Source organism: Paraburkholderia aspalathi, from assembly GCF_900116445.1.
Classification (GTDB): domain Bacteria; phylum Pseudomonadota; class Gammaproteobacteria; order Burkholderiales; family Burkholderiaceae; genus Paraburkholderia; species Paraburkholderia aspalathi.
Genome location: NZ_FPBH01000020.1, coordinates 59292 through 83558, shown reverse-complemented (window position 1 = coordinate 83558; position 24267 = coordinate 59292). Strand labels below are relative to the sequence as shown.

Here is a 24267-nt window from a genome sequence, read left to right as displayed (position 1 = left end):
CAGCGTTGCAAGCCAGTTGCTACTGTAGAACTGTCTTATAAAACAAGGGTTTGTAAAGTGTTTCGCCTTTGTAACAACGTAAAGACTTTGAAATGTTGTGGTGCAGCGAGATCCCCGGCATTGATAATGCATGCTCTGCTAGCCCACCGAAATATCTGACAGTTTGTCAACGTAGGTGTCATGTGTGCGTTTACCGGCACATGCGCAGACAGCAAACTGCTGATCTGGGCTCACTACCCAAGCGATCCATCGCAGGATTTCTCGAAAGAATCAGGCCCGCGCCGGCATATCCGGCCAGACTGCCCTGGCGAGCAAGCGAATCGCTTTTACCAAACGCAGTACTTTTGCCTGATTTTTTACGAGGAGTTCTTCATTATGCGAATCGCTCAAATCGCTCCCTTGCACGAGGCGGTTCCTCCCAAGCTTTACGGCGGGACGGAACGCGTGGTGTCCTACCTGACCGAAGCGCTGGTTGAACAGGGCCATGACGTCACGCTTTTCGCAAGCGGCGATTCGCAAACCTCGGCGAAGCTCGAAGCGTTCTGGCCGCAGGCATTGCGCCTCGACCCGACCATCCGCGACGTGATGGCGCCGCACATGCTGCTGCTCGAAGAAGTGCGCCGCCGTGCGGACGAATTCGACGTGCTGCATTTCCACATCGACTACTACCCGTTCTCGCTGTTCGCCCGCCAGCCGGTGCCGTTCCTGACCACGCTGCACGGCCGTCTCGATCTGCCGGAACTGCAGCCGATCTTCAACACGTTCAACGACGTGCCGGTGGTGTCGATTTCGGACAACCAGCGCATCCCGCTGCAACAGGCGAACTGGCTGCAAACCGTTTATCACGGCCTGCCGGAAAACGTGCTCACGCCGATCAAGGACGTCGAGCCGGGCTACCTCGCATTCCTTGGCCGCGTCTCGCCGGAGAAGGGTCTCGACCGTGCGATCCGCATCGCCGGCCAGGCAGGCATGAAACTCAAGGTCGCCGCCAAGATCGACAAGGCCGATCGTGCCTATTACGAAGAAGTGATCAAGCCGCTGATGGCGCTGCCGCACGTCGAATACATTGGCGAAATCGGCGAAGCCGAAAAGCGTGAGTTCCTCGGCAACGCGCATGCACTGGTGTTCCCGATCGACTGGCCGGAGCCCTTCGGTCTGGTGATGATCGAAGCCATGGCTTGCGGTACGCCGGTGATCGCGTTCAACCGTGGTTCGGTGCCGGAAGTGATCGAAAACGGCGTGTCGGGTTTTGTCGTCGAAGACGAAATCAGTGCGGTCGCCGCAGTGAAGCGTCTGCACACGCTGCCGCGCACCAAGGTGCGTGCCGCATTCGAATCGCGCTTCTCGTCGAAAGTGATGGCGCAGAACTACGTCGCCGCCTACGAAGAGTTGCTGCGTCAGAAGCATCGCACGGTGCTGCGCGAAGTTAACGCCAGCTGAGCGCCAGCTAAGTACGGTACGTAAAAGCAGCCAGACCGGCTCGCCGGGCGCGCACTTTCGGCGCCCAGTGATCGATGGTCCGGCTGCCCCAGCAACGCCCCGCGTGCATCTCGCCTGCGGGGCGTTGTTGCATGCGCGCCGCGATTTTGCGCGTATGCGGCAGAAAGTACGGTTTTGGGACCGGCAAGCATGAGCCTGTCTCGGTAATATCCCTATAATGGCCCTGCCGCAAATCTGGCTGCGGCGCCGTCGACGACAGGAGGATGCTTTGGCGAGAACGAAAGAGACGCGTGCGAACGCGGCGCCCGGCGCCGGAATGATTTTCGCGCTGCGCGCCATCGGTCTCGTGCTCCTCACTCGCTGGCTTTTTTCGATGGCGCAGATGGACCTGGGCGCGTCGTTGTCCGCGATGGTGTCCTCGCCGTGGGCGTGCATCAACCTGGTGTTCCTGTTCTTGCTGATCTTCCTGCCGGGTGCCCGCGCGGTGGCTGAGCGTCCGTTGCATCCGCTGCCGCAATGGTTGCGTCAGGCGGTGCGTCTGTTTGCTTTCCTCGGATTCCTGTTTGCTGTCTGGTCGGTCGGCGCATTTGCGGCGAGTGCCGGTTGGCGGCGCGCCGCGCAGGCGGTGGCGGCTACCAACGGCTGGCTGTTGGCGGCACCGGCGTTGTACGCGGCGGTCGTGTGGATTTGCCGGCCGCGCGCGCTGTGGCGAACCAATATCGCTGCGCGACGCTTTGCGATCGGCCGCTATGCGGTCGCGCTCGATCCGGCCACACGCACGGTGGTCGTCTGGGCCGAGCGTCGCAAGGTAGGGCAGTACGACGCCCGCGAATTGTCCGTGCGCTGGGCGGCGGCCCCTGGCATGAGCGCGCCGTCGGCGCCTGCTCCTGCGGTGGCGTTCGGTGTTGCCGGCGAGGCGGGTGGACCTGCGGCGCCGCTCGGTTCGGTCGGCGCGCCTGCGCTGGTGCGCGGCGGCTTCGGCCGACGTCCGAAAATCGAATTGCTGTGGGATTCGCCGGCTGCGGCGGGCCACAACCGGCAAACCGTGTTCCGCACCGCGCTGACTACCGAGGGCGATCGGGTCGCCGCGCGAGCGCTCGACACATCGTTGCGGCAAGTCTGAAACTGTCGCTTCGTTCGGTCAGCTACAACGCGCGGGTGAAGCAGACGTCGTAAAGTGCGGTAGTCGATAATAAGACATGTAAGAAAAAGTGCCGCCCGGCGTTTCGGCGGGCGAGTGAGAGATACATCGATCGTATTGCGTCGTTTGCAGGAGTCGCTATGCTGGTTCGCTGGTTGCTTGCCGCCCTTCATCTACTTGCTTATGGCTTCGCCCTCGCGTCGATTCTCCGGCGCACCTGGTCACTTCGGCGAGCCAGCGTGCCTGCTGCGCTGCGATCCGTATTCCGCTCCGACTCGCGCTGGGGTCTTTCGGCTTTAGTGCTGATCGTCACCGGTCTGATGCGCGCCTTCGGCGGTTTCGAAAAGGGCGCCGACTACTACCTGCATGAGCCGCTCTTTCACTTGAAGATGACGCTGCTCGTGCTGATCCTCATTCTCGAAGTCCCGACGATGCTCGGCCTGATGCGCTGGCGCGCCAGCATCAGAAAAGGCGCCACGCCTGATTTGCGAAAGGCGCGTACGTATGCGCGTTTCAGTGTGATCCAGACCGTGCTGCTGGTGTTGATGGTGTTCGCGGCGACCGGCATGGCGCGTGGTATCGGGCTGCCTGCGGGCGTGGTGTAGGCGTGCGTTAGGGGGCGAGCGCCTGCAGAAAGCGCCTGTTACGGCGGCTTCTGCAGGACGTCCCGCATGCTTCTTCTTAATTTACTTCTCGACGAGCAAGTCCGAATCATCGAGTCGATTCGCTTTCGCGGCATTGGTCTTGTGCGCGACCTCCGAATCGCCCAGGCCCTTGATCAACTCCAGCGCCTGACGTTCGAACAAGCGCCTGTACAAGCCATTCTCGAGTCTGATCAACGCCTCGTGACTGCCTTCCTCGATGACCTTGCCCTTGTCCAGCACCAGCAGTCTGTCCAGCGCTCGCACGGTGGAGAGGCGGTGCGCCACCACCAGCGTCGTGCGGCCCATCATCAGCCGTTCCATGGCCTGCTGGATCAGCACTTCGCTTTCGCTATCGAGGCTCGAAGTCGCTTCGTCCAGAATCAGGATCGGCGCGTCCGCGAGAAACGCCCGCGCGATCGCGACGCGCTGACGTTCACCACCCGAAAGCTTGATACCGCGCTCGCCCACCAGCGTGTCGTAGCCTTGAGGCAGCGCCGAGATAAAGCCGTGCGCACTCGCGAGCTTCGCGGCGCGTTCGATCTCGGCACGGCTCGCATCGGGCCGGGCATAGGCGATGTTCTCCGCCAAGGAGCGGTGAAACAGCACCGGCTCCTGCTGAACGATCGCGATCTGGCTGCGCAACGACGCCTGCCGCACACGGGCGATATCCTGACCGTCGATCGTGATCCGGCCTTCTGAAATGTCGTAGAGCCGCTGGATCAGCTTGATGAAAGTCGTCTTCCCCGAACCCGAATGTCCGACCAGTCCGACGCGTTCTCCTGGCGCGATGCGCACGGAGAAGTTGTCGTAGAGCGGCGTGGCTTTCGCACCGTAGTGGAAGGTAACGTGCTCGAAGCGAATTTCGCCCTTGCCGATCGCGATCGGGCCTGCGCCGGGGCGGTCTTCGATACCCAGCGGTTGGCTCTCGAGCGACACCAGTTCTTCCATGTCGTTGACCGAGCGCTGCAGGTTGCGGATGTGCATGCCCACGTCGCGCAGATAGCCTTGCAGCATGAAGAACATCGTCAGCGCGAAGGTGATGTCGCCGACACTCGCTTCGCCGCGCACCCACAACAGCAACGCGACGCCGAGAATGGCGGCCTGAATCGCCACCAGCATGCTGCCTTGCACGCCGCCGTTGATCGTGCCGCGAATCCACGTGCGGCGCGTGCGATGACGCCACTTGACGATCACGCGCTCGAGCAGGGCTTCTTCGCGATCTTCGGCGCCGAACGCTTTTACCACGCCGTTGCAACTGACCGCGTCGGCGAGGGCGCCACCCATGCGCGTGTCCCACGCGTTAGCGAGGCGCGCGGCGGGCGCAACGAAGCCGAGTGACAGCGCCACGGTCACCGCGATATACAGCACCGAACCGATACCGACAACCGCGCCCATCATCGGCCAGCGCCAGCCGAGCAGCACCGTTGCGCCGACCAGCATGACCAGCGACGGCAGCAACGCGACCAGCAACGTGTCGTTGAGCAGGTCGAGTGCCCACATGCCGCGCGTGATCTTGCGCACGGTGGATCCGGCGAAGCTGTTGGCATGCCAGTCTGTCGAAAAACGCTGCACGCGATGAAAGGCGTTGCCGGCGATCTCGCTCATCATCTTGAGCGTCAGCCTGATGAGGTTGAAGAACACGCCTTGACGAAGCAGCTCGGCGCCGAGCCCGAGCGCACCCAGCACGCAGAAGGCCGTGATCGCCGCGTGCCACGCGACGGCGTTACTGGCGGAGCCGGATGCGATCGCGTCGACGAGCCGTCCGGCGAACATCGGCGTGAGTACGTCGGCCAATGCCGAGAGCAGCACCAACGCCGCAGTGACGAAGATGCGCCAGGGCTGTTTGGCCCAGTGACGGAAGGTAAAGCCGAGGACGTCCTTGAAGGCTTGTCCACGAAAGTCGAGTTTTTTTCTAGTCATTTGCCACGACCCGGTGGCGCGTGAGCGCACCGAGGTTCCAGTCAAGAAGCGAAAGGAAGAGACAGTCAAGCGAGCCGCGCTGTGTTGACAGCAATGCCGGCAATGGGACTACGGACTGTCTGGGAATTGCGCGGAACGCCTGATCAGGCAGCACCGCGTGAGCGACAACGCGACAAACTTAAAGTCGCGAGAATGGTCGTGAGGCCATCCCAGGGAGAGCGATATGCACTGCGAACATGTGACGCCTCCCTGTAGTCGAATGAAGTGAAGGAATGGACGGGGCAAGTGCCCGAAAACTGACTATATCAGCAGTATTTGGCCGCCGCAATCGTACGGAAGTTCGGTGTTGACTTCGAAGCAGAGCGGGCGCAGATGCCTACCAACGCACGCGCACTTGAATCAAAAACAAAAAAGCCCTCGACTTTCGTCTAAGGGCTTTCTCTTGCGGTTCTTCGGGAACCAGCGAATCTGGTGGGTGGTACAGGGATTGAACCTGTGACCCCTGCCGTGTGAAGGCAGTGCTCTACCGCTGAGCTAACCACCCGAAGAGAGCCGAATTATGTCAGGGATTTTTCGACTCGTCTAGTACTTTTTAAGCGGTTTGCTCATCCGCGGCCGCAGCCGGAGCCGCTTCGAGACGCCACACGCTCGTGCCTTTGACCGCTTTGTCGAGACCGTCGAGCACGGCCTGATGTTCGGCGACTTCGTCGTCGCTCGCGGCGATCACGACCAGATTCAGCGAATCGATCGCGATGCGCGGTGCACTCGCATCGCCGCCACCGTGCGAATCGCCAAGCATGTCGATGACGAGGCTCTCCTGGCCGCGCGTCATCGCCAGATAAACCTCGGCAAGCAGTTCCGAGTCAAGCAGTGCGCCGTGCAAGGTGCGATGTGCGTTGCTGATGCCGAAGCGGTCGCACAGCGCGTCGAGCGAATTGCGCTTGCCCGGGAACATCTGCTTGGCGCGCGCGAGCGTATCGATGACCTCGCCGCAGTAGGTTTTCACCGGCGGCAAACCTAGCAACGCAAATTCGGCATCGAGAAAGCCGATGTCGAACGGCGCGTTGTGAATGATCAGCTCCGCGTCCTGAATGAAGTCGCGAACCTGATCGGCAATCTCGGCGAACTTCGGCTTGTCGCTCAGAAACTCCGTGGTCAGCCCGTGGACCGCCAAAGCGCCCGGATCGCTTTCGCGTTCCGGGTTGATATAGAAATGCAGGTTGTTGCCCGTGAGCCGGCGGTTCACCATTTCGACGCAACCGAGTTCAAGGATCCGGTCGCCGGTTCGTGCATTCAGGCCGGTGGTTTCGGTGTCGAGGATGATTTGACGCATGTCGGATTAGCCTGCTCTAAAAAAATCAGCAAAAAAGAAGGGCGCGCGCGTAGGTGTCGCCGCGGGCGTCACGGCACGCGTCACATTTCCGCGAGTGACGCGACGCCGCGATTGGCCAGTTGATCCGCGCGTTCGTTTTCCGGGTGGCCATTGTGACCGCGCACCCAGCGCCATTCAATTTCGTGCTGCGCGACGAGCGCATCGAGCCGTTTCCAGAGATCGGCATTCTTCACCGGTTGCTTCGCGGCGGTGATCCAGCCTTTTTTCTTCCAGCCGTGAATCCATTCGCTGATGCCTTTCTGCACGTACTGCGAGTCGGTGTGCACGACGGCCTTGCAGGGGCGCTTGAGCGCCTCGAGCGCGCCGATCACGCCCATCAGTTCCATGCGATTGTTGGTGGTGTTGGGCTCACCGCCGAACAGTTCTTTTTCCTGATCGCCGAAGCGCAGCAGCGCGCCCCAGCCGCCAGGGCCGGGGTTGCCCTTGCAGGCGCCGTCGGTATAAATATCGATGATGTCGGGAGTCATTGAGTGTGGTTGCGTGTGTTCGGAGTGGCGGCGGGCGCGAGGCCCGCGGCGAGGACAGGTTTCTTCACTTTCAGCGGGCCGACGAGGCGCATGCCACGCACGCGCTTGATCGCCTTGATCATGTAGGTGGCGCCGAAAATCGGCCACCAGCGGTCGCCGGCGGCTTCCATGAAGCCATAGCGGGACAGCCATTGTTCGCTGCCGAGCGGCGGACGATAGCAGCCGAAGCGCCCGCGTTCAAGGTCGAAACCCAGCAATTTGATCCAGTCTTTCAGGCGCGTGAAGGCGATCAGGTCGACTGCGGCGGGCACGAACGGCCGGCCGGTCATCTTGCCGACCGATTGGCGCGCGCCCCACAGCGACAGCGAATTGAAGCCGAGAATGATCAACTGCCCTTCGGGCATCAGCACGCGCTCCGCTTCGCGCAGCAGCCGGTGCGGGTCGCTCGTGAATTCCAGCGTATGCGGCATCACGATCAGGTCGACGCTTTGTGCTTCGAACGGCAAGTCGAGCAGATCGCACCAGACCGCGCTGCGCCCAGCGGGCGCAGGCAAACCCGCGGGCAGACCTTGCGCGGCGCTGTTACCCATGTTCTTGCCCGAGCCGTTCCCGGCGCGCCCGAGACCGCGTGGAAAAGTGTAGGGCGCACTCGCGCCGCTCGCTGCGTCGAGCACAAGCCCGCGGCACGGCATGCGGTTCTCGCGCAGGGCGTCGAGCTGCGGCAGGCCGAGTTGCAGCGCATGGTAACCGAACACGTCGGACACCACGCGATCGAGCTGGGTCTGTTCCCACTCGAGTACGTAGCGCCCGGGCGGCGAATCGGTCCAGGCAGGCCAGTCTATAATTGCTCGATCAGTCATATCAGAGAATGCGTCGCCTATGAATGCGCTCGAGTACGTACCGGTCCCGGCGTTTGAAGACAATTACATCTGGGTCGTTTCCGACGGGCATCATGCGGTGGTCGTCGATCCGGGTGAGGCCGCCCCCGTGCGCGCATATCTGGCGAAACGGGGTTGGCGGCTGAGCGCTATTTTACTCACCCACCATCATCAAGACCATGTCGGTGGGGTGGCCGATCTGCTGAACGGCCAGGCCGTTCCCGTGTACGGCCCCGCTGGTGAGGCGATCCAGCATCTCACGCATCGTCTTAAAAACGGCGATCACGTGACGATTGCGGCCCCCGCGCTCGAATTCAGCGTGCTCGACGTGCCTGGTCACACGAGCGGTCACATCGCCTATTTTCAGGCGGCCGACCCGCGCGGCACGCCGCACGTGTTTTGTGGCGACACGCTGTTCGCATGTGGCTGCGGCCGCTTGTTCGAAGGCACGCCCACGCAGATGCTGGCGTCGCTGGATTCGCTGGCCGCGCTGCCCGGCGCAACCGAGGTTCACTGCGCCCACGAGTACACCTTGTCGAACATCCGCTTCGCGCTCGCCTGCGAGCCGGGCAACGCCGAACTGCAAGCCTGGCGCGACACGGCGAGCGAATTACGCGCGCGCCATGTGCCTACACTTCCCACTACCATCGCCCACGAACGCGCCGTGAATCCGTTTTTGCGCGCCGACAGTCCGGCGATTCGCGCCACCTTGCAGGAGCAGCTGCACGAAAAAGTGTCCGATCGTTTGGCGGCATTTACGCTGATGCGCGAATGGAAAAACCGCTTCCGTTGACCCGTTCAGCATCAGGGTATTGCTCACGCGAAGAATCGCAAAAATTCGCCAAGCCCAAGATTTCCTTGATATTTTTCGTAATTTTCCGATTGACGTAAACGTTGCCGTTTCGTACTATCGGCTGCAAATTCCAGCCCTTGTGGAAGCCGAGACGTTCATGCGATTTATCTTTAGTGCGTTGTTGGTCCTGACACTCGCCGCTTGCGCGAGTCAGGGACCGGCGACGAATAGCCCTACCACCGCAACTAACCCCGCCAGCCAGCAAGCCGTAGCCGACGCCCTTCGCAAGACAGCCACCGCCAAAGAGACGATCAACGTCGATCAAGGCTCGGTCAGTCAACTGACGAGCGCGGACGCCGATTTGTGGGGCCGTATTCGCCGTGGTTTTCAAATGCCGGATCTGCAAACCGACCTCGTCGACATGCAGGTCAACTGGTATGCGCAGCGCCCGGATTACGTGCAGCGCATGACCGAGCGCTCGCAGAAATACCTGTACCACATCGTCGAAGAGCTCGAGGCGCGCAATATGCCGACCGAGCTCGCGTTGCTGCCGTTCATCGAATCCGCGTATAGCCCGCAGGCGTTGTCGGTGGCGAAGGCCGCGGGCATGTGGCAGTTCATGCCGGGCACGGGCCGCACCTACAACCTCAAGCAGAACATGTGGCAGGACGAGCGCCGCGACGTGCTGGCTTCGACTAGCGCCGCGCTCGACTACCTGTCGCGTCTGCATGACATGTTCGGCGACTGGCAACTGGCGCTCGCCGCGTACAACTGGGGTGAGGGCAATGTGCAGCGCGCGATCGCGCGCAACGAAGCAGCGGGGCTGCCCACCGACTACCTCAGCCTGCGCATGCCGAACGAGACGCGCAACTACGTGCCCAAACTGCAGGCGGTGAAGAACATCGTGATGAACCCGCAGATGTACGGGCTCACGCTGCCGTCGATTCCAAATCACCCGTATTTCGTCACGGTCACGACTTCGCACGACATCGACGTGGACATGGCGGCGAAACTCGCCAATCTGTCGCCGGACGAATTCCGCTCGCTGAACCCGTCGTTCAGGAAGCCGGTGATTCTCGGCGCCACGCAGCCGCAAATCCTGCTGCCGTTCGATAACGCCAGCGCCTTCGAGCGCAATCTGAAGGCCTATTCCGGCTCGCTGTCGTCCTGGACCACGTACACGGTCACGGAGCGTTCGGCACCGGCGGCGATCGCGCAAAAGATCGGTGTCGACGCCGACACGCTGATGGAAGTGAACAAGATTCCGGCCGGCATGCGTTTGAAACCGGGCTCCACGATCGTGGTGCCGCGTGGTTCGGACGACGACGAAGACATCAGCGCCGACGTCGCGGAAAGCGCCGTGCTCGCCATGGAGCCTGACGTTCCCGACACGCGCAAGATGCTGATCCGCGTGCGTCGCAATCAATCCATGGCCGCGATCGCGGTGCGTTACGGCGTTTCGATCGGTCAATTGAAAGCGTGGAATCGCACGCATCGCGATCAGGTTTCGCGCGGCCAGGTGATCGTGCTGCACGTGCCGGTCGGCAAGGCGATGCCGAGCGAACCGGGTCCCGAGCGCATCGCAACCGACGTGCAGGGCGGCGGCGTCGAGAAGATCGGCACCCGTGTCACAGACACGAAGAACGATTCGCGCTACGATAAGAAGAAGGGTCGTGGCCGTTCCGCCGTGGTGAAGGTATCTGATCCGGTGGTTAAAGCGAGCAAGCCGACAACGTCCGGCGCCACCAAGGGCAAGGTGACGAAGGCGTCGGCTTCCACGTCCAGCAAGGCGTCGAAGGCCGCGGCAGATAGCCGCCAGAAGACCGTGGCCAACGCGAAGAAGGGTAAGTAGACCAAAAAGCGGCTCCACGGTAGTGACCACATGCGTTGCGGGGGCAGCGCATGAATTGCGCTCCGATCACGCACCGTGTTATTCCGACGCCGTCACCTTAGGGTGACGGCGTTTTTCATTCTGCAGATCAAATCAGGCGAATTTCGCTCATTTCATTTATCGTTCGTGCTCAGGCCTTGTCGGCCGCTCTTTTCAAAGCTCATGTCGTCCACCCAGTTGCGCGTTTTCCTCCTGTTTTCTGCCGGTTACTTCGTTTCGTACCTGTTTCGCGGCGTCAATCTGGGCTTTGCGCCCTTCATCACGCACGATCTCGGCTTGTCGGCCACTGATCTCGGTTTGCTGACCAGTCTGTATTTCCTCGGCTTCGCGGGTGCGCAGATTCCGGCGGGTGTGTTGCTCGACCACTTCGGCGCGCGTCGGGTGACGGCGGCCACTCTGCTATTTGCCGCGCTGGGAATCTGGGTGTTCGGCGCGGCGCACGGCGTTGGCGCGATGATGATCGGGCGTCTGCTGATCGGCGTCGGCGTGTCCGTGTGTCTCGGCGCCGCCTTCAAGGCGTTGGCCCAGCATTTCGCGTCGGCACGGTTGCCGCTGATGAACGGGTTGGTGATGGCAATTGGCGGCTTCGGCGGCGTGATGGTCGGCTCGCCACTCACGTGGGTGCTGGGTTTCGCCAGTTGGCGCGCGGTCTGCGTCGGCTTGGGCTTGCTGACGGTTCTTGTGGCGGTCGCGCAGTGGACCCTCGCGCCGGACGCAAAGGAAACACATCACCAGGCAAGTCTCGGCGCCCAGTTCAAGGGCACTTTGCACATCCTGAAGAGCGCGGCGTTCTGGAAGATCGCGTCGTTTTCAGTCGTGACGCAAGGTGTGTTCTACGCGATGCAATCGCTGTGGGTTGGCGCCTGGTTGCGCGACGTGCAGGGCTTCGAGCCGCGAGAAGCTGCCGCGCTGGTATCGATTCTCGGCTTCGCGATGATGGCCGGCTGTGTGGGCTTCGGCGCGGCGGCGCGTAGCCTCGAGCGGCGCGGTATCTCGCTGTACGTGTTTTGCGGCATCGGTATGGCGCTGTTCGTCGTGACCCAGCTGCTGATCATGTTCAATGCGCCGCTGCCCGCGAGCCTGCTGTGGGCCGCGTATGGGATCTTTGGCGGGACCGGGATTCTCAGCTACGCGGTGATGGCGCGGCACTTCCCGGCGCAGATGATCGGCCGGGTGAATACCACCCTGACGCTGATCATTTTTTTGCTGATTTTCGGCTTCCAGATCGGCGTCGGCGCGGTGCTGTCGCGCTGGCCGGCCAGTGGCGGACATTATCCGGCCGCCGCGCATCTGACCGCCTGGGGCATTCTGATGGCGCTGCAATTGTTAAGCGCGATCTGGTACGTATTGCCCGGACGTACAGGGCTTCAGCCGACGCACGCTCACGCCGAACAGCAGGTTTGAGGCCGTTGTAGAAGGGTTCGCCGGGCCGGGCCATATTTACCGGCTCTATCCCGATTCTGGCCCGCGCAAATTTTGTCGACCGGCTTCTGAGCCATGTGCAGCAAGACTTCGACCCGTTTGGGAAGGCACTCCACTACGCCGGCTCCCCATCTCGGATTTGGAGGGAAGGGTAGTTTCACGCTATAATTTCAAGGTTTGAGCTTATCAACCCGCACCCTAGCGCCTACCTCTCCCATACCGTTCATCCGCCGCGCGCTTTCGACGCCCCGCACCCCAGCCGAGCCGTCCACACAATGGACCCATCGCGCCCCTTGCGACGTCACCAGCAGTACGCGAGCGAGTCTGCGCGCGCATCCTTGCCGATGCGTTTCGCTGCGGCTCGCAGTCGGATAGACAGGTCGGCAACAGGGTGTTCCCCAAGGAGTCTCCCGTGTTGCCGTCATTTTCTCCCGCTTTGCTCGCACTCGCCGACGGCACGGTCTTTCGTGGTTACTCGATCGGCGCCCCCGGGCATACGATCGGCGAAGTCGTGTTCAACACCGCTATCACCGGTTATCAGGAAATCCTGACCGACCCGAGCTACGCGCGCCAGATCGTGACCCTCACGTATCCGCACATCGGTAATGTCGGCGTGAATGCCGAAGACGTCGAAGCCACGAAAGTCCATGCCGCCGGCCTGATCATCCGTGATCTGCCGGTTCTCGCGTCGAACTTCCGCATGGAGCGCACGCTCCCGCAATACCTGAAGGACGAGGGCGTGGTCGCCATCGCCGGTCTCGACACCCGCATGCTGACGCGCGTGCTGCGCGACAAGGGCGCGCAGAACGGCGCCATTCTGGCCGGTTCGGATGACGAAGCGAAGGCAATCGAACTCGCGCGCTCGTTCCCGGGTTTGTCGGGCATGGACCTCGCGAAGGTCGTGTCGACCAAGGAAAGCTACGAATGGACCCAGACCGAATGGCGTCTGGGCACCGGCTACGGCACGCAGAACGCGCCGAAGTACCGCGTGGTCGCGTTCGATTACGGCGTGAAGTACAACATTCTGCGCATGCTGGCTGAGCGCGGCTGCCACGTCACCGTGCTGCCGGCGCAAGCTTCCGCGGCTGACGCACTCGCGCTCAACCCGGACGGCGTGTTCCTGTCGAACGGCCCCGGCGATCCGGAACCGTGCGACTACGCAATCGCGGCGACCAAAGAGCTGATCGAGCGCGGCATTCCGACGTTCGGCATCTGTCTCGGCCACCAGATCATGGGCCTCGCGCTCGGCGCCAAGACCCTGAAGATGAAGACCGGCCACCACGGCGCGAACCATCCGGTGAAGGATCTCGAAGATGGCCGTGTCGTCATCACGTCGCAGAACCACGGTTTCGCGGTCGACGCCGACACGCTGCCGGCCAATGCCAAGGTCACGCACATCTCGCTGTTCGACGGCACGCTGCAAGGCTTCGCGCTGACCGACAAGCCGGCGTTCTGCTTCCAGGGCCACCCGGAAGCATCGCCCGGTCCGCACGACATCGCCTATCTGTTCGATCGCTTCACCGCGTTGATGGACACGAAGAAGGCCGGCAAGGCGACAGCGGCATAAGCAATAGAGTGTGAGGCGCCCAGGCGGCGCACGGCTTGCGGTGCGAACAGCGCCTCAGCGCACAAGCGCAGCGAGCCGCACACAACAGAGCGCGCGCAACGTATCAACGCAGCGCGCCGACGGAAAGAATTCAGGAATACATTAGCGAGAGCGTTATGCCCAAGCGGACAGACATTAAAAGCATCCTCATCATCGGCGCGGGTCCGATCATCATCGGCCAGGCGTGCGAGTTCGACTACTCGGGCGCGCAGGCATGCAAGGCGCTGCGTGAGGAAGGCTACAAGGTCATTCTCGTCAACAGCAATCCGGCGACGATCATGACCGACCCGAACACGGCCGACGTCACCTACATCGAGCCGATCACGTGGGAAGTGGTGGAGCGCATCATCGCCAAGGAGCGCCCGGACGCAATCCTGCCGACGATGGGCGGCCAGACCGCGCTGAACTGCGCGCTCGATCTCCATGCGCACGGCGTGCTGGACAAGTACAAGGTCGAGCTGATCGGCGCCTCGCCGGAAGCGATCGACAAGGCGGAAGACCGTCAGAAGTTCAAAGACGCGATGACCAAGATCGGCCTCGGTTCGGCCAAGTCGGGCACCGCGCATTCGATGGAAGAAGCACTGCAGGTGCAGGCCGACATCGCGACGCAAACGGGCAGCGGCGGTTATCCGGTCGTGATCCGTCCGTCGTTCACCTTGGGTGGTTCAGGCGGCGGCATCGCGTACAACCGCGACGAATTCGAAGAGATTTGCAAGCGCGGTCTCGACCTGTCGCCTACGCGTGAGCTGCTGATCGAAGAATCGCTGCTCGGCTGGAAAGAGTACGAGATGGAAGTGGTCCGCGACAAGAAGGACAACTGCATCATCGTCTGTTCGATCGAAAACCTGGACCCGATGGGCATCCACACCGGCGACTCGATCACTGTCGCGCCGGCGCAAACGCTCACGGACAAGGAATACCAGATCCTGCGTAACGCATCGCTCGCCGTGCTGCGCGAGATCGGTGTGGATACGGGCGGTTCGAACGTGCAGTTCTCGATCAATCCGAAAGATGGCCGGATGATCGTGATTGAAATGAACCCGCGCGTGTCGCGTTCGTCAGCATTGGCCTCGAAGGCGACTGGCTTCCCGATCGCGAAGGTTGCGGCAAAGCTGGCAGTCGGCTACACGCTGGACGAGTTGAAGAACGAAATCACCGGCGGCCAGACCCCGGCATCGTTCGAACCGACGATCGACTACGTCGTCACCAAGATTCCGCGTTTCGCATTCGAGAAATTCCGCGAAGCCGATGCGCGTCTGACCACGCAAATGAAGTCGGTCGGTGAAGTGATGGCAATCGGCCGCACCTTCCAGGAATCGTTCCAGAAGGCGCTGCGTGGCCTCGAAGTGGGCGTGGATGGTCTCGATGAAAAGACCAATAACCGCGACGAGATCATCCGCGAGATCGGCGAAGCCGGTCCGGATCGTATCTGGTATGTCGGCGACGCGTTCCGTGTCGGCATGACGGCCGAAGAGATCTTCGAAGAGACCTCGATCGACCCGTGGTTCCTCGCGCAGATCGAACAGATCATCCTGAAGGAAAAGGCGCTGGCCGGCCGTACGCTGGCAAGCCTGTCGAAGGAAGAACTCAAGTATCTGAAGCAAAGCGGCTTCTCGGATCGCCGCCTGGCCAAGCTGCTCGGCGCGAAGCCGGCGGAAGTGCGCCAGCGCCGTATCGAGTTGAACGTGCGCCCGGTCTACAAGCGCGTCGACACGTGCGCGGCCGAGTTCGCCACGAAAACCGCTTACATGTACTCGACCTACGAGGAAGAGTGCGAAGCGAACCCCACGAACAACAAGAAGATCATGGTGTTGGGTGGCGGCCCGAACCGGATCGGCCAGGGTATCGAGTTCGACTACTGCTGCGTGCACGCTGCGCTCGCCATGCGCGAAGACGGCTACGAAACGATCATGGTCAACTGCAACCCTGAAACGGTTTCGACCGACTACGACACGTCCGATCGTCTGTACTTCGAATCGCTGACGCTCGAAGACGTGCTCGAAATCGTCGACAAGGAAAAGCCGGTTGGCGTGATCGTTCAGTACGGCGGTCAGACGCCGCTGAAGCTTGCGCTCGATCTCGAAGCGAACGGTGTGCCGATCGTCGGCACGTCGCCGGACATGATCGACGCCGCGGAAGACCGCGAGCGTTTCCAGAAGCTGCTGCAGGACCTCGGCCTGCGTCAACCGCCGAACCGCACCGCGCGTGCCGAAGACGAAGCGCTCAAGCTTGCTGAGGAAATCGGCTATCCGCTGGTGGTGCGTCCGTCGTACGTGCTGGGTGGCCGCGCGATGGAAATCGTCCACGAGCCGCGCGATCTCGAACGCTATATGCGCGAGGCCGTGAAGGTCTCGAACGATTCACCGGTGCTGCTCGACCGCTTCCTGAACGACGCGATCGAATGCGACGTGGATTGCATCTCGGATGGCGAAGCCGTGTTCATCGGCGGCGTGATGGAGCACATCGAACAGGCAGGCGTTCACTCGGGCGACTCGGCTTGCTCGCTGCCGCCGTACTCGCTGTCGAAGGAAACGATTGCCGAGCTGAAGCGTCAGACCGGTGCAATGGCCAAGGCGCTGAACGTGATCGGCCTGATGAACGTGCAGTTCGCGATTCAACAAGTGCCGCAGGCGGATGGTTCGAAAGAAGACGTGATCTACGTGCTCGAAGTGAACCCGCGTGCCTCGCGTACCGTGCCGTACGTCTCGAAGGCGACCAGCCTGCCGCTCGCCAAGATTGCCGCGCGCGCGATGGTCGGCCAGACGCTCGCGCAACAGGGCGTGACGAAGGAAATCGATCCGCCGTACTTCAGCGTGAAGGAAGCCGTGTTCCCGTTCGTCAAGTTCCCGGCAGTCGATCCGGTGCTCGGACCGGAAATGCGCTCCACGGGTGAAGTGATGGGCGTGGGTCAAACGTTCGGCGAAGCGCTGTTCAAGTCGCAGCTCGCCGCAGGCTCGCGTCTGCCGGAGTCGGGCACGGTACTGCTGACCGTGATGGATGCCGACAAGCCGAAGGCCGTCGAAGTCGCGCGCATGCTGCACGAACTCGGCTACCCGATCGTCGCGACCAAGGGCACGGCAGCCGCAATCGAAGCGGCCGGTGTGCCGGTCAAGGTCGTCAACAAGGTGAAGGACGGCCGGCCGCACATCGTCGACATGATCAAGAACGGTGAAATCGCGCTGGTCTTCACGACCGTCGACGAAACCCGTGCCGCGATCGCCGACTCGCGTTCGATCCGCATGAGCGCGCAGGCGAACAAGGTCACGTACTACACGACGATGTCCGGTGCACGGGCCGCGGTTGAAGGTTTGCGCTATTTGAAGGACCTGGAAGTCTATGATTTACAAGGTCTTCACGCTCGCCTAAACTAAGGCTTCGAATACCTGTCCAAGATGTAAGTGCCGCGGTTAAGCGGCGTTCCGCAGGTGCTGGGCCCCGGGCTTTGTCCGGCGCTCTGGCCCCCGCGGAATGCACTTAACCGCGGTGATTTTTTTTACGGCTGTTTTTTGCATAGAGTTGTTTATGAGCACTGTTCCATTGACTAAGCGCGGCGCGGAAATGTTGCGCGATGAATTGCAGCGCCTGAAATCGGTTGAGCGTCCCTCGGTGATCAATTCGATCGCGGAAGCGCGTGCCCAGGGCGATCTGTCGGAAAACGCGGAATACGACGCGGCGAAGGAAAAGCAAGGCTTCATCGAAGGCCGTATTGCCGAAATCGAATCGAAGCTGGCCGGGGCGCAGGTGATCGATCCGGCAGCGGTCGAAGCGGACGGGCGCGTGGTGTTCGGCGCGACGCTCGAACTCGAAGACCTCGATTCCGGTGCAAAGGTCAAATACCAGATCGTCGGCGACGATGAAGCGGACATCGACCACGGTCTGATCTCGATCAGCTCGCCGATCGCGCGCGCCTTGATCGGCAAGTCGGAAGGCGACGTTGCATCGGTGCAGGCGCCGGGCGGCGTGCGCGAGTACGAAATCATCGCGGTTAGCTACGTTTGAAGGCGGCCCCGGTGTCCTTGATGCCGCATCGACTGTTCCGTCTGCTGACGGTTGTTTGGGTCGGTAGTCTGTTGACTATTGGCTATGCCGTCGCGCCGGTGTTGTTCACCTCGCTCGATCGCATGACGGCGGGCGCCGTGGCGGCGCAACTGTTTCGCATCGAGGGCGTGCTGGGTGCGGTGTGCGGCATTTTGCTGCTGGGCTTGGCGAACGTACTGGTGCGCCGGGGCAGCGACGCTTATCGCCGTTTGCGCTGGTTGATCGTCGGCATGCTGGTGTGCGTGCTGGTGGGTTACTTTGCGCTGCAGCCGTTCATGAATGCAATGCGCATTGCCGCGCTGGAAGCGGGCAGTGATGTCGGACATTCGGCTTATGCGACGCGCTTCGGCATCCTGCATGGCGTATCGAGTCTGTTTTACCTGATCGAGAGCCTGCTGGGTGTGGCGCTGGTGTGGAAACTGCCGGCGAGCCTCGGTGTCGTGAGCACGGAGCAGGGCGCTCGCAGCGCTGCGGGGAAAGTAACCAGTTGAGTGGTATGGTTCTACCTTGCTTGAGCGGGTCTGCCCATTGCGTTACCCAGATGGGCATCAAATAGTCATCACCCGGGCCCGCTGAGCAGTTCACCCCAAGGTGCGGACACCGCCCGCACCCTCATCATTCGCTTACTTCGACGACTGATGCGCGCGCTTCGCGCTGGTCTGGCGCTTCTTGGCGCGTTTGATATTGCCGCCTTGCGTGACGCGTTCATTGCCGCGCACCACGACCGCTTTTGCCTTCGGCTTGCGCATCGGGATTTCGCTGGGCTTCACCACCGTGACCACGCGCGGTGCGCGGCCTTTGCCCGGTTTGGCTTCGACAGCCGCTTCGCGGGCGCTCGGCAGGGCGCCGCGCTTGGCCTTGACAGCCGGTTGCACCGCGGCTTCCGGCTTCCAGATCACCAGCAGCTTGCCGATATGCTGGATCGGCGCGGCGTTCAGCGTGTCGCAGATCTGTTCGTAGATGGCAATGCGTTCTTCGCGTTCGTCGCCGAACACGCGGATCTTGATCAGTTGATGCGCGCCAAGGTGGACCTTGATTTCCGACAGCACAGCGTCGGTCAAGCCTTCGGCGCCGACGAGCACGACCGGTTTGAGCGCATGTGCCTGGGAGCGCAACTCGGCGCGTTGGTCGGAAGAGACTTTAAGGGCTGGCATGGAAAGTGGGAGACTCGACTAAAATGGCGGCACCTGCATTTCCGAGAGATTCGGCCAATAGCGCAGGGCGGCGCGTCAGAACAACAGAATCGCGGATGACTGCCAGTTTTGGCGGTGGCCGCGCGAATTAACCGCGTATTATCCCCTAAAGCGCCACATTTCGCAGCAAGAGTTCACCTTTAATGGCAAAAAACAAGTTCAACACGGCGTGGTTGCATGATCACATCAACGACCCGTACGTCAAAATGGCGCAGCGGGAGGGCTATCGCGCCCGCGCAGCCTACAAGCTGAAGGAAATCGACGAGCAGGACAAGCTGATCCGGCCAGGCCAGGTAATTGTCGACCTCGGCTCGGTGCCGGGCAGCTGGAGCCAGTACGCCCGCAACAAGCTCGCCAAGGGGTCGCAGCGCGACGCCGAGCGCGAGGGCGGCATCGACGGCACGATCATCGCGCTGGACATGCTGCCGATGGAGCCAATCGCCGACGTCCATTTCATCCAGGGCGACTTCCGCGAAGACTCGGTTCTCGAGCAACTCGAAGAATTAGTCGGAGAACGCCAGGTTGATCTTGTAATTTCGGATATGGCGCCCAACCTGTCGGGAGTGGCGGTGGCGGATGCCGCGCGAATCGAGCATCTGTGCGATATCGCGATGGAATTTTCGCAAAACCACCTGAAGCCGGATGGCGCCCTTTTAGTCAAATGTTTTCATGGCAGCGGTTATAGCCAGATTGTCGAAAAGTTCAAGCGCCAGTTCAAGGTGGTGGCGGCCCGCAAGCCGAAAGCCTCGCGGGACAAATCGTCAGAAACGTTTATTTTGGGTAAGCATCTGAAGCGCCCCGCGTAGGTGCGCTGCAGGAAGGTTCCGCATCTGCCGATAATGTGCCCACAGCACTAGAAATTGGCGCTGTGATGGCCCGCTGCGCTATTTGTGTGGTAGCGAAACCTTATGGCAGGGGTCTGCGGACTGGATTAGAATGCTTTCGTGGTGCCGCAAGGCAAATGTAGGCGCCCGTCTAAGTGAAGGAGTGGTGCTTTGAACAACAATATGTTTTCGAAAGCAGCAGTGTGGCTGGTTATCGCACTGGTGCTGTTTACGGTGTTCAAGCAGTTCGACAAGCCCCGTGTCCAGGAAGGCGTTTCCTATTCGCAGTTCATGGACGACGCGAAGAACGGCAAAGTCAAGAACGTCATTGTCCAGGGGCGGAACCTCACGGTCACTCCAGCAGACGGCCAGAAGTACCAGATCGTGTCGCCCGGCGACATCTGGATGGTTGGCGATCTGATGAAGTATGGCGTTCAGGTGAGCGGCAAGGCTGATGACGAACCGAATGCGCTGGTGTCCGCGCTGTATTACCTCGGACCAACGATCCTGATCATCGGCTTCTGGTTCTACATGATGCGACAGATGCAGGGAGGCGGGAAAGGCGGTGCGTTCTCGTTCGGTAAATCCCGTGCACGTCTGATCGACGAAAATAACAACGCTATCAATTTCACCGACGTCGCCGGTTGCGACGAAGCCAAGGAAGAGGTTTCCGAACTGGTCGACTTCCTGCGCGATCCGCAGAAATTCCAGAAGCTGGGCGGACGCATTCCGCGCGGCGTGCTGCTGGTCGGCCCTCCGGGAACGGGTAAGACCCTGCTGGCGCGCGCTATCGCCGGTGAGGCGAAGGTGCCGTTCTTCAGCATCTCGGGTTCGGACTTCGTGGAAATGTTTGTGGGTGTCGGTGCGGCTCGTGTGCGCGACATGTTCGAGCAGGCCAAGAAGCATGCGCCGTGTATCGTGTTTATCGACGAAATCGACGCGGTCGGCCGTCATCGCGGCGCCGGCATGGGTGGCGGTAACGACGAACGCGAACAGACCTTGAACCAGATGCTGGTCGAGATGGACGGCTTCGAAGCGAATTCGGGCGTGATCGTGATCGCTGCAACCAACCGTTCGGACGTGCTCGACAAGGCGCTGCTGCGTCCGGGCCGTTTCGACCGTCAGGTGTACGTCGGTCTGCCGGACATCCGCGGTCGCGAGCACATCATGAAGGTTCACCTGCGCAAGGTGCCGATTTCGAACGACGTCGACGCAGCGGTGATCGCCCGCGGCACGCCGGGCTTCTCGGGCGCCGATCTGGCGAACCTGGTCAACGAAGCAGCCTTGTTCGCGGCTCGCCGCGGCAAGCGCATCGTCGAGATGAACGACTTCGAAGACGCGAAAGACAAGATCTTCATGGGTCCGGAGCGCAAGTCGGCCGTGATTCGCGAAGAATCGAAGCGTGCTACGGCGTATCACGAGTCGGGTCACGCAGTCATCGCCAAGCTGTTGCCGAAGGCCGATCCTGTGCACAAGGTCACGATCATCCCGCGCGGCCGTGCGCTGGGCGTCACGTGGCAGTTGCCGGAGCATGACAACGAAACGTATTCGAAAGACTACCTGCTGGACCGCCTCGCGATCCTGTTCGGTGGCCGTGTCGCGGAAGAGCTGTTCCTGAACCTGATCAGCACCGGCGCATCGGACGACTTCAACAAGGCGACGGCTACGGCCCGCGCCATGGTGGCTCGCTTCGGTATGACGGACGCACTCGGACCGATGGTCTACGTCGACGACGAAAACGACGCAACGCCGTTTGGCCGTGGCTTCACGCGCACCATTTCGGAAGCGACGCAACAGAAGGTCGACGCGGAAATCCGCCGCGTGCTCGACGAGCAGTACAACCTCGCCAAGCGCCTGCTGGACGAGAACCGCGACAAGGTCGAAGCGATGACCGCCGCACTGATGGAGTGGGAAACGATCGACGCCGATCAGATCAACGACATCATGGCAGGCCGTCCGCCGCGTTCGCCGAAGAGTTCGCCGCCGTCGGCAAGCGACGCCTCGTCGGGCGGCAGCCCGGGCACCGAGGTCAAGCCGGGCAGCGCGACCGCGCCGGCCTGATCGGCGACCAGTAGAAAGTGCGGGCCGGTGTGATTCACACCGGCCCGTTTTGCATTTATTCGTTTTACGTGATTGACCGCTACGTGTCGAAAGTCGAATTTCCCTCTCTTCCCATTCCCGAACCGCTGCAATGCGGCCGCTTCAAGCTGACCTTTGAACGCCCGTTAGTCATGGGCATCCTGAACGTCACTCCCGATTCGTTTTCCGATGGCGGCCAGTACGCGATGCGCGGCGACGCGTTACGCCAGGCCGAGCGCATGCTGCTTGATGGCGCGGACATCATCGACATCGGCGGCGAGTCGACCCGTCCGGGTGCGCCGCCCGTGCCGCTCGACGAAGAGCTGGAGCGGGTGATCCCGCTGGTCGAACTACTGCATGGCGCGAACGTGCCGCTGTCGGTCGACACGTACAAGCCGGAAGTGATGCGTCACGCACTGACCGCGGGTGCGGACCTGATCAACGATATCTGGGGTTTCCGGATACCCGGTGCGATTGACGCCGTACGCGACAGCGAATGCGGCCTGTGCGTGATGCATATGCTTGGCGAGCCGCAGACCATGCAGCTCGGTGAGCCTGCCTATGACGACGTGGTAAGCGAAGTTCGGCAGTTTCTCGAAGAACGGGTGACGACCCTGAAGCAAGCGGGCATCGCTCGTGCTCGTATCAGCGTGGACCCGGGCTTTGGTTTCGGCAAGGCGGTGATCGAACACAATTACGCGCTGCTCGCGCATCTGCCGGACACGGCGCCGCGGGCCGAGCCGCCGTACCCCATTCTGGCCGGCATGTCGCGCAAGTCGATGGTCGGCGCGATCGTCGGACGCCCGGCGCCGGAGCGCGTGGCGGGCAGCATCGCCGCCGCGGTGTGTGCCGCCGGGCGCGGTGCGGCAATTCTGCGCGTGCACGACGTCGCGCAAACAGTGGATGCATTGAAAGTATGGGCGGCCATGCGCGACGCGGCGAATCACAGCCGCGCGCGCGGCTGAACCCACAAGCCAAGGAGGAACATAAAACATGGCACGTCGTTATTTCGGAACAGACGGGATTCGGGGCAAGGTCGGCGAAGGGCCGATTACGCCGGAGTTTGTATTGCGGCTCGGCTACGCGGCCGGCAAGGTGCTCGCGGGCGCGGACCGCTGGGCGAGAACGGGCGCACGGCCCACGGTGCTGATCGGCAAAGACACCCGGGTGTCGGGCTATATGCTCGAAGCCGCGCTCGAAGCGGGCTTTTCCGCGGCAGGCGTCGACGTCATGCTGGCCGGGCCGATGCCGACCCCGGGTATCGCCTATCTGACGCGTGCACTGCGGCTCGCCGCGGGCGTCGTGATCAGCGCGTCGCACAATCCGTACTACGACAACGGCATCAAATTCTTCTCCGCCGACGGCAACAAGCTGCCCGACGAAGTGGAATTGCAGATCGAAGAACAACTCGATCTGCCGCTCGCATGCGCCGCCTCCGAGCAACTCGGCAAGGCGCGGCGCCTCGACGACGCAGCCGGCCGCTATATCGAGTTCTGCAAGAGCACGTTCCCAGCGGCGTTCGACTTGCGCGGCCTGAAGCTGGTGGTCGACTGCGCGCACGGTGCCGCGTACGACGTCGCGCCGCACGTGTTCCATGAACTCGGTGCCGACGTGATTCCGATCGGCGTCGCGCCGAACGGTTTCAATATCAACGACGGCGTCGGCGCGACCGCACCGGACGCGCTGGTGCGCGCGGTGCGCGCAAATCACGCGGACCTCGGCATCGCGCTCGACGGCGACGCCGACCGGCTGCAGGTCGTGGACGCGGCAGGCCGCCTGTATAACGGCGACGAGCTGCTCTACGTGCTGGTCAAGGACCGGATGGCGACCGACGGCAAAGTGGAAGGCGCGGTCGGCACCTTGATGACCAACATGGCGGTCGAAGTCGCGCTGCAGGAAGCCGGCGTGAAGTTCGTCCGCGCGGCGGTGGGCGACCGTTACGTGCTCGAACAGTTGCGCGAACACGGCTGGCAACTGGGCGCGGAAGGTTCCGGCCATATTCTCTCCCTTGACCGCCATTCGACCGGCGACGGCATCGTGTCGGCCTTGCTGGTGCTGGCCGCAATGAAACGCAGCGACAAAACGCTCGCTGAGCTGCTCCACGGCGTGACGCTGTTCCCGCAGAAGCTGATCAACGTACGGATGCAGCCCGGCGCGGATTGGAAGGGCAGCGACGCGATCCGCCGCGCCATCAGCACGGCCGAGGCAGCGCTGAACGGCCGCGGCCGCGTGCTGATCCGGGCCTCGGGCACCGAGCCCGTTCTGCGCGTGATGGTGGAGGCGGAAAAAGTCGACGACGCCATTCGCCACTCCGAAGCGATCGCCAACGCGGTCAAGCTGGCCACGGCCTAAACCGCGCCTGGCCCACGGCGGCGAGGGACGGCCATGAGCGCGTCCCCGCTGCCGCACCCCTCCGCTGTACATCTCCGCAGCGCCTCCAAACACACGCAAACGTTCGCGTCCCATTTTTTTCGCCTAATCTGTAGAACGGCGCCCGCAACGCCGCCAAAGCGGCGATTTGTCCGCGCTGACGCCTTT

At 62.0% G+C, this 24267-nt stretch carries 19 protein-coding genes and 1 tRNA gene; 14 read left to right on the top strand and 6 right to left on the bottom strand.

What is annotated here, in order from left to right:
- Positions 1 to 375: 375 nt before the first annotated feature.
- From BM438_RS26925 to BM438_RS26915, 3 genes are all read left to right on the top strand, one after another.
- Complete coding sequence (locus BM438_RS26925) at positions 376 to 1440, top strand: glycosyltransferase family 4 protein (protein WP_093640659.1); 1065 nt, start codon at positions 376 to 378, stop codon at positions 1438 to 1440.
- A gap of 268 nt (positions 1441 to 1708) precedes the next feature.
- Positions 1709 to 2563, top strand: a complete 855-nt coding sequence (locus BM438_RS26920) for a hypothetical protein (RefSeq protein ID WP_093640656.1) — start codon at positions 1709 to 1711, stop codon at positions 2561 to 2563.
- Between the two features lie 158 nt (positions 2564 to 2721).
- Positions 2722 to 3186, top strand: coding sequence for a DUF2214 family protein (locus BM438_RS26915; RefSeq protein WP_093640397.1), 465 nt, complete (start codon positions 2722 to 2724; stop codon positions 3184 to 3186).
- An 81-nt stretch (positions 3187 to 3267) separates the two neighbouring features.
- Here BM438_RS26915 and BM438_RS26910 read toward each other — a convergent pair whose 3' ends face one another.
- The 5 genes from BM438_RS26910 to BM438_RS26890 form a co-directional block, all read right to left on the bottom strand.
- Positions 3268 to 5145 (bottom strand): ABC transporter ATP-binding protein, encoded by a 1878-nt coding sequence (locus tag BM438_RS26910; protein WP_093640394.1) that lies wholly within the window; start codon positions 5143 to 5145, stop codon positions 3268 to 3270.
- A gap of 469 nt (positions 5146 to 5614) precedes the next feature.
- A tRNA-Val gene (locus BM438_RS26905) sits at positions 5615 to 5689 on the bottom strand.
- A 48-nt stretch (positions 5690 to 5737) separates the two neighbouring features.
- Positions 5738 to 6478, bottom strand: a complete 741-nt coding sequence (gene dnaQ / locus BM438_RS26900; protein ID WP_093640391.1) for a DNA polymerase III subunit epsilon — start codon at positions 6476 to 6478, stop codon at positions 5738 to 5740.
- Between the two features lie 80 nt (positions 6479 to 6558).
- Positions 6559 to 7005, bottom strand: coding sequence for a ribonuclease HI (gene rnhA, locus BM438_RS26895; RefSeq protein WP_093640388.1), 447 nt, complete (start codon positions 7003 to 7005; stop codon positions 6559 to 6561).
- Positions 7002 to 7865: a class I SAM-dependent methyltransferase gene (locus tag BM438_RS26890; protein WP_093640385.1), complete on the bottom strand. Its 864-nt coding sequence runs from the start codon at positions 7863 to 7865 to the stop codon at positions 7002 to 7004. The genes rnhA and BM438_RS26890 overlap by 4 nt, the downstream gene beginning before the upstream one ends.
- Before the next feature lie 19 nt (positions 7866 to 7884).
- Between BM438_RS26890 and gloB the strand changes: the two genes are divergently transcribed.
- The 7 genes from gloB to BM438_RS26855 all read left to right on the top strand — a co-directional run bounded on the left by gloB (position 7885) and on the right by BM438_RS26855 (position 18124).
- The gene (gloB, locus tag BM438_RS26885; protein ID WP_093640382.1) at positions 7885 to 8676 is read left to right on the top strand and encodes a hydroxyacylglutathione hydrolase; all 792 of its coding nucleotides are present in this window, start codon (positions 7885 to 7887) and stop codon (positions 8674 to 8676) included.
- Between the two features lie 157 nt (positions 8677 to 8833).
- Positions 8834 to 10528 carry a transglycosylase SLT domain-containing protein gene (locus BM438_RS26880; protein ID WP_093640379.1) on the top strand — a complete coding sequence of 565 codons (1695 nt, stop codon included), beginning with the start codon at positions 8834 to 8836 and terminating at the stop codon, positions 10526 to 10528.
- 201 nt (positions 10529 to 10729) lie between these two features.
- The gene (locus BM438_RS26875) at positions 10730 to 11971 is read left to right on the top strand and encodes an MFS transporter (protein WP_093640653.1); all 1242 of its coding nucleotides are present in this window, start codon (positions 10730 to 10732) and stop codon (positions 11969 to 11971) included.
- Positions 11972 to 12401: 430 nt separating this feature from the next.
- The gene (carA, locus tag BM438_RS26870) at positions 12402 to 13556 is read left to right on the top strand and encodes a glutamine-hydrolyzing carbamoyl-phosphate synthase small subunit (RefSeq protein WP_054036255.1); all 1155 of its coding nucleotides are present in this window, start codon (positions 12402 to 12404) and stop codon (positions 13554 to 13556) included.
- Between the two features lie 155 nt (positions 13557 to 13711).
- Positions 13712 to 16966 (top strand): carbamoyl-phosphate synthase large subunit, encoded by a 3255-nt coding sequence (gene carB, locus BM438_RS26865; protein ID WP_093640376.1) that lies wholly within the window; start codon positions 13712 to 13714, stop codon positions 16964 to 16966.
- A 151-nt stretch (positions 16967 to 17117) separates the two neighbouring features.
- Complete coding sequence (gene greA, locus BM438_RS26860) at positions 17118 to 17594, top strand: transcription elongation factor GreA (RefSeq protein WP_054036257.1); 477 nt, start codon at positions 17118 to 17120, stop codon at positions 17592 to 17594.
- A 20-nt stretch (positions 17595 to 17614) separates the two neighbouring features.
- The gene (locus BM438_RS26855) at positions 17615 to 18124 is read left to right on the top strand and encodes a DUF4149 domain-containing protein (protein WP_093640373.1); all 510 of its coding nucleotides are present in this window, start codon (positions 17615 to 17617) and stop codon (positions 18122 to 18124) included.
- Positions 18125 to 18256: 132 nt separating this feature from the next.
- Here BM438_RS26855 and BM438_RS26850 read toward each other — a convergent pair whose 3' ends face one another.
- Positions 18257 to 18787: a YhbY family RNA-binding protein gene (locus BM438_RS26850; RefSeq protein WP_093640370.1), complete on the bottom strand. Its 531-nt coding sequence runs from the start codon at positions 18785 to 18787 to the stop codon at positions 18257 to 18259.
- A gap of 182 nt (positions 18788 to 18969) precedes the next feature.
- On the opposite strand from BM438_RS26850, the gene BM438_RS26845 reads away from it, so the two are divergent.
- The 4 genes from BM438_RS26845 to glmM all read left to right on the top strand — a co-directional run bounded on the left by BM438_RS26845 (position 18970) and on the right by glmM (position 24081).
- Complete coding sequence (locus BM438_RS26845; RefSeq protein ID WP_054036258.1) at positions 18970 to 19632, top strand: RlmE family RNA methyltransferase; 663 nt, start codon at positions 18970 to 18972, stop codon at positions 19630 to 19632.
- 189 nt (positions 19633 to 19821) lie between these two features.
- Positions 19822 to 21711 carry an ATP-dependent zinc metalloprotease FtsH gene (gene ftsH / locus BM438_RS26840; RefSeq protein WP_054036261.1) on the top strand — a complete coding sequence of 630 codons (1890 nt, stop codon included), beginning with the start codon at positions 19822 to 19824 and terminating at the stop codon, positions 21709 to 21711.
- An 83-nt stretch (positions 21712 to 21794) separates the two neighbouring features.
- Entirely contained in the window at positions 21795 to 22694 is a 900-nt protein-coding gene (gene folP, locus BM438_RS26835; protein ID WP_093640650.1) for a dihydropteroate synthase, read from the top strand.
- A gap of 28 nt (positions 22695 to 22722) precedes the next feature.
- Complete coding sequence (gene glmM / locus BM438_RS26830; RefSeq protein ID WP_093640368.1) at positions 22723 to 24081, top strand: phosphoglucosamine mutase; 1359 nt, start codon at positions 22723 to 22725, stop codon at positions 24079 to 24081.
- Positions 24082 to 24267: the final 186 nt, after the last annotated feature.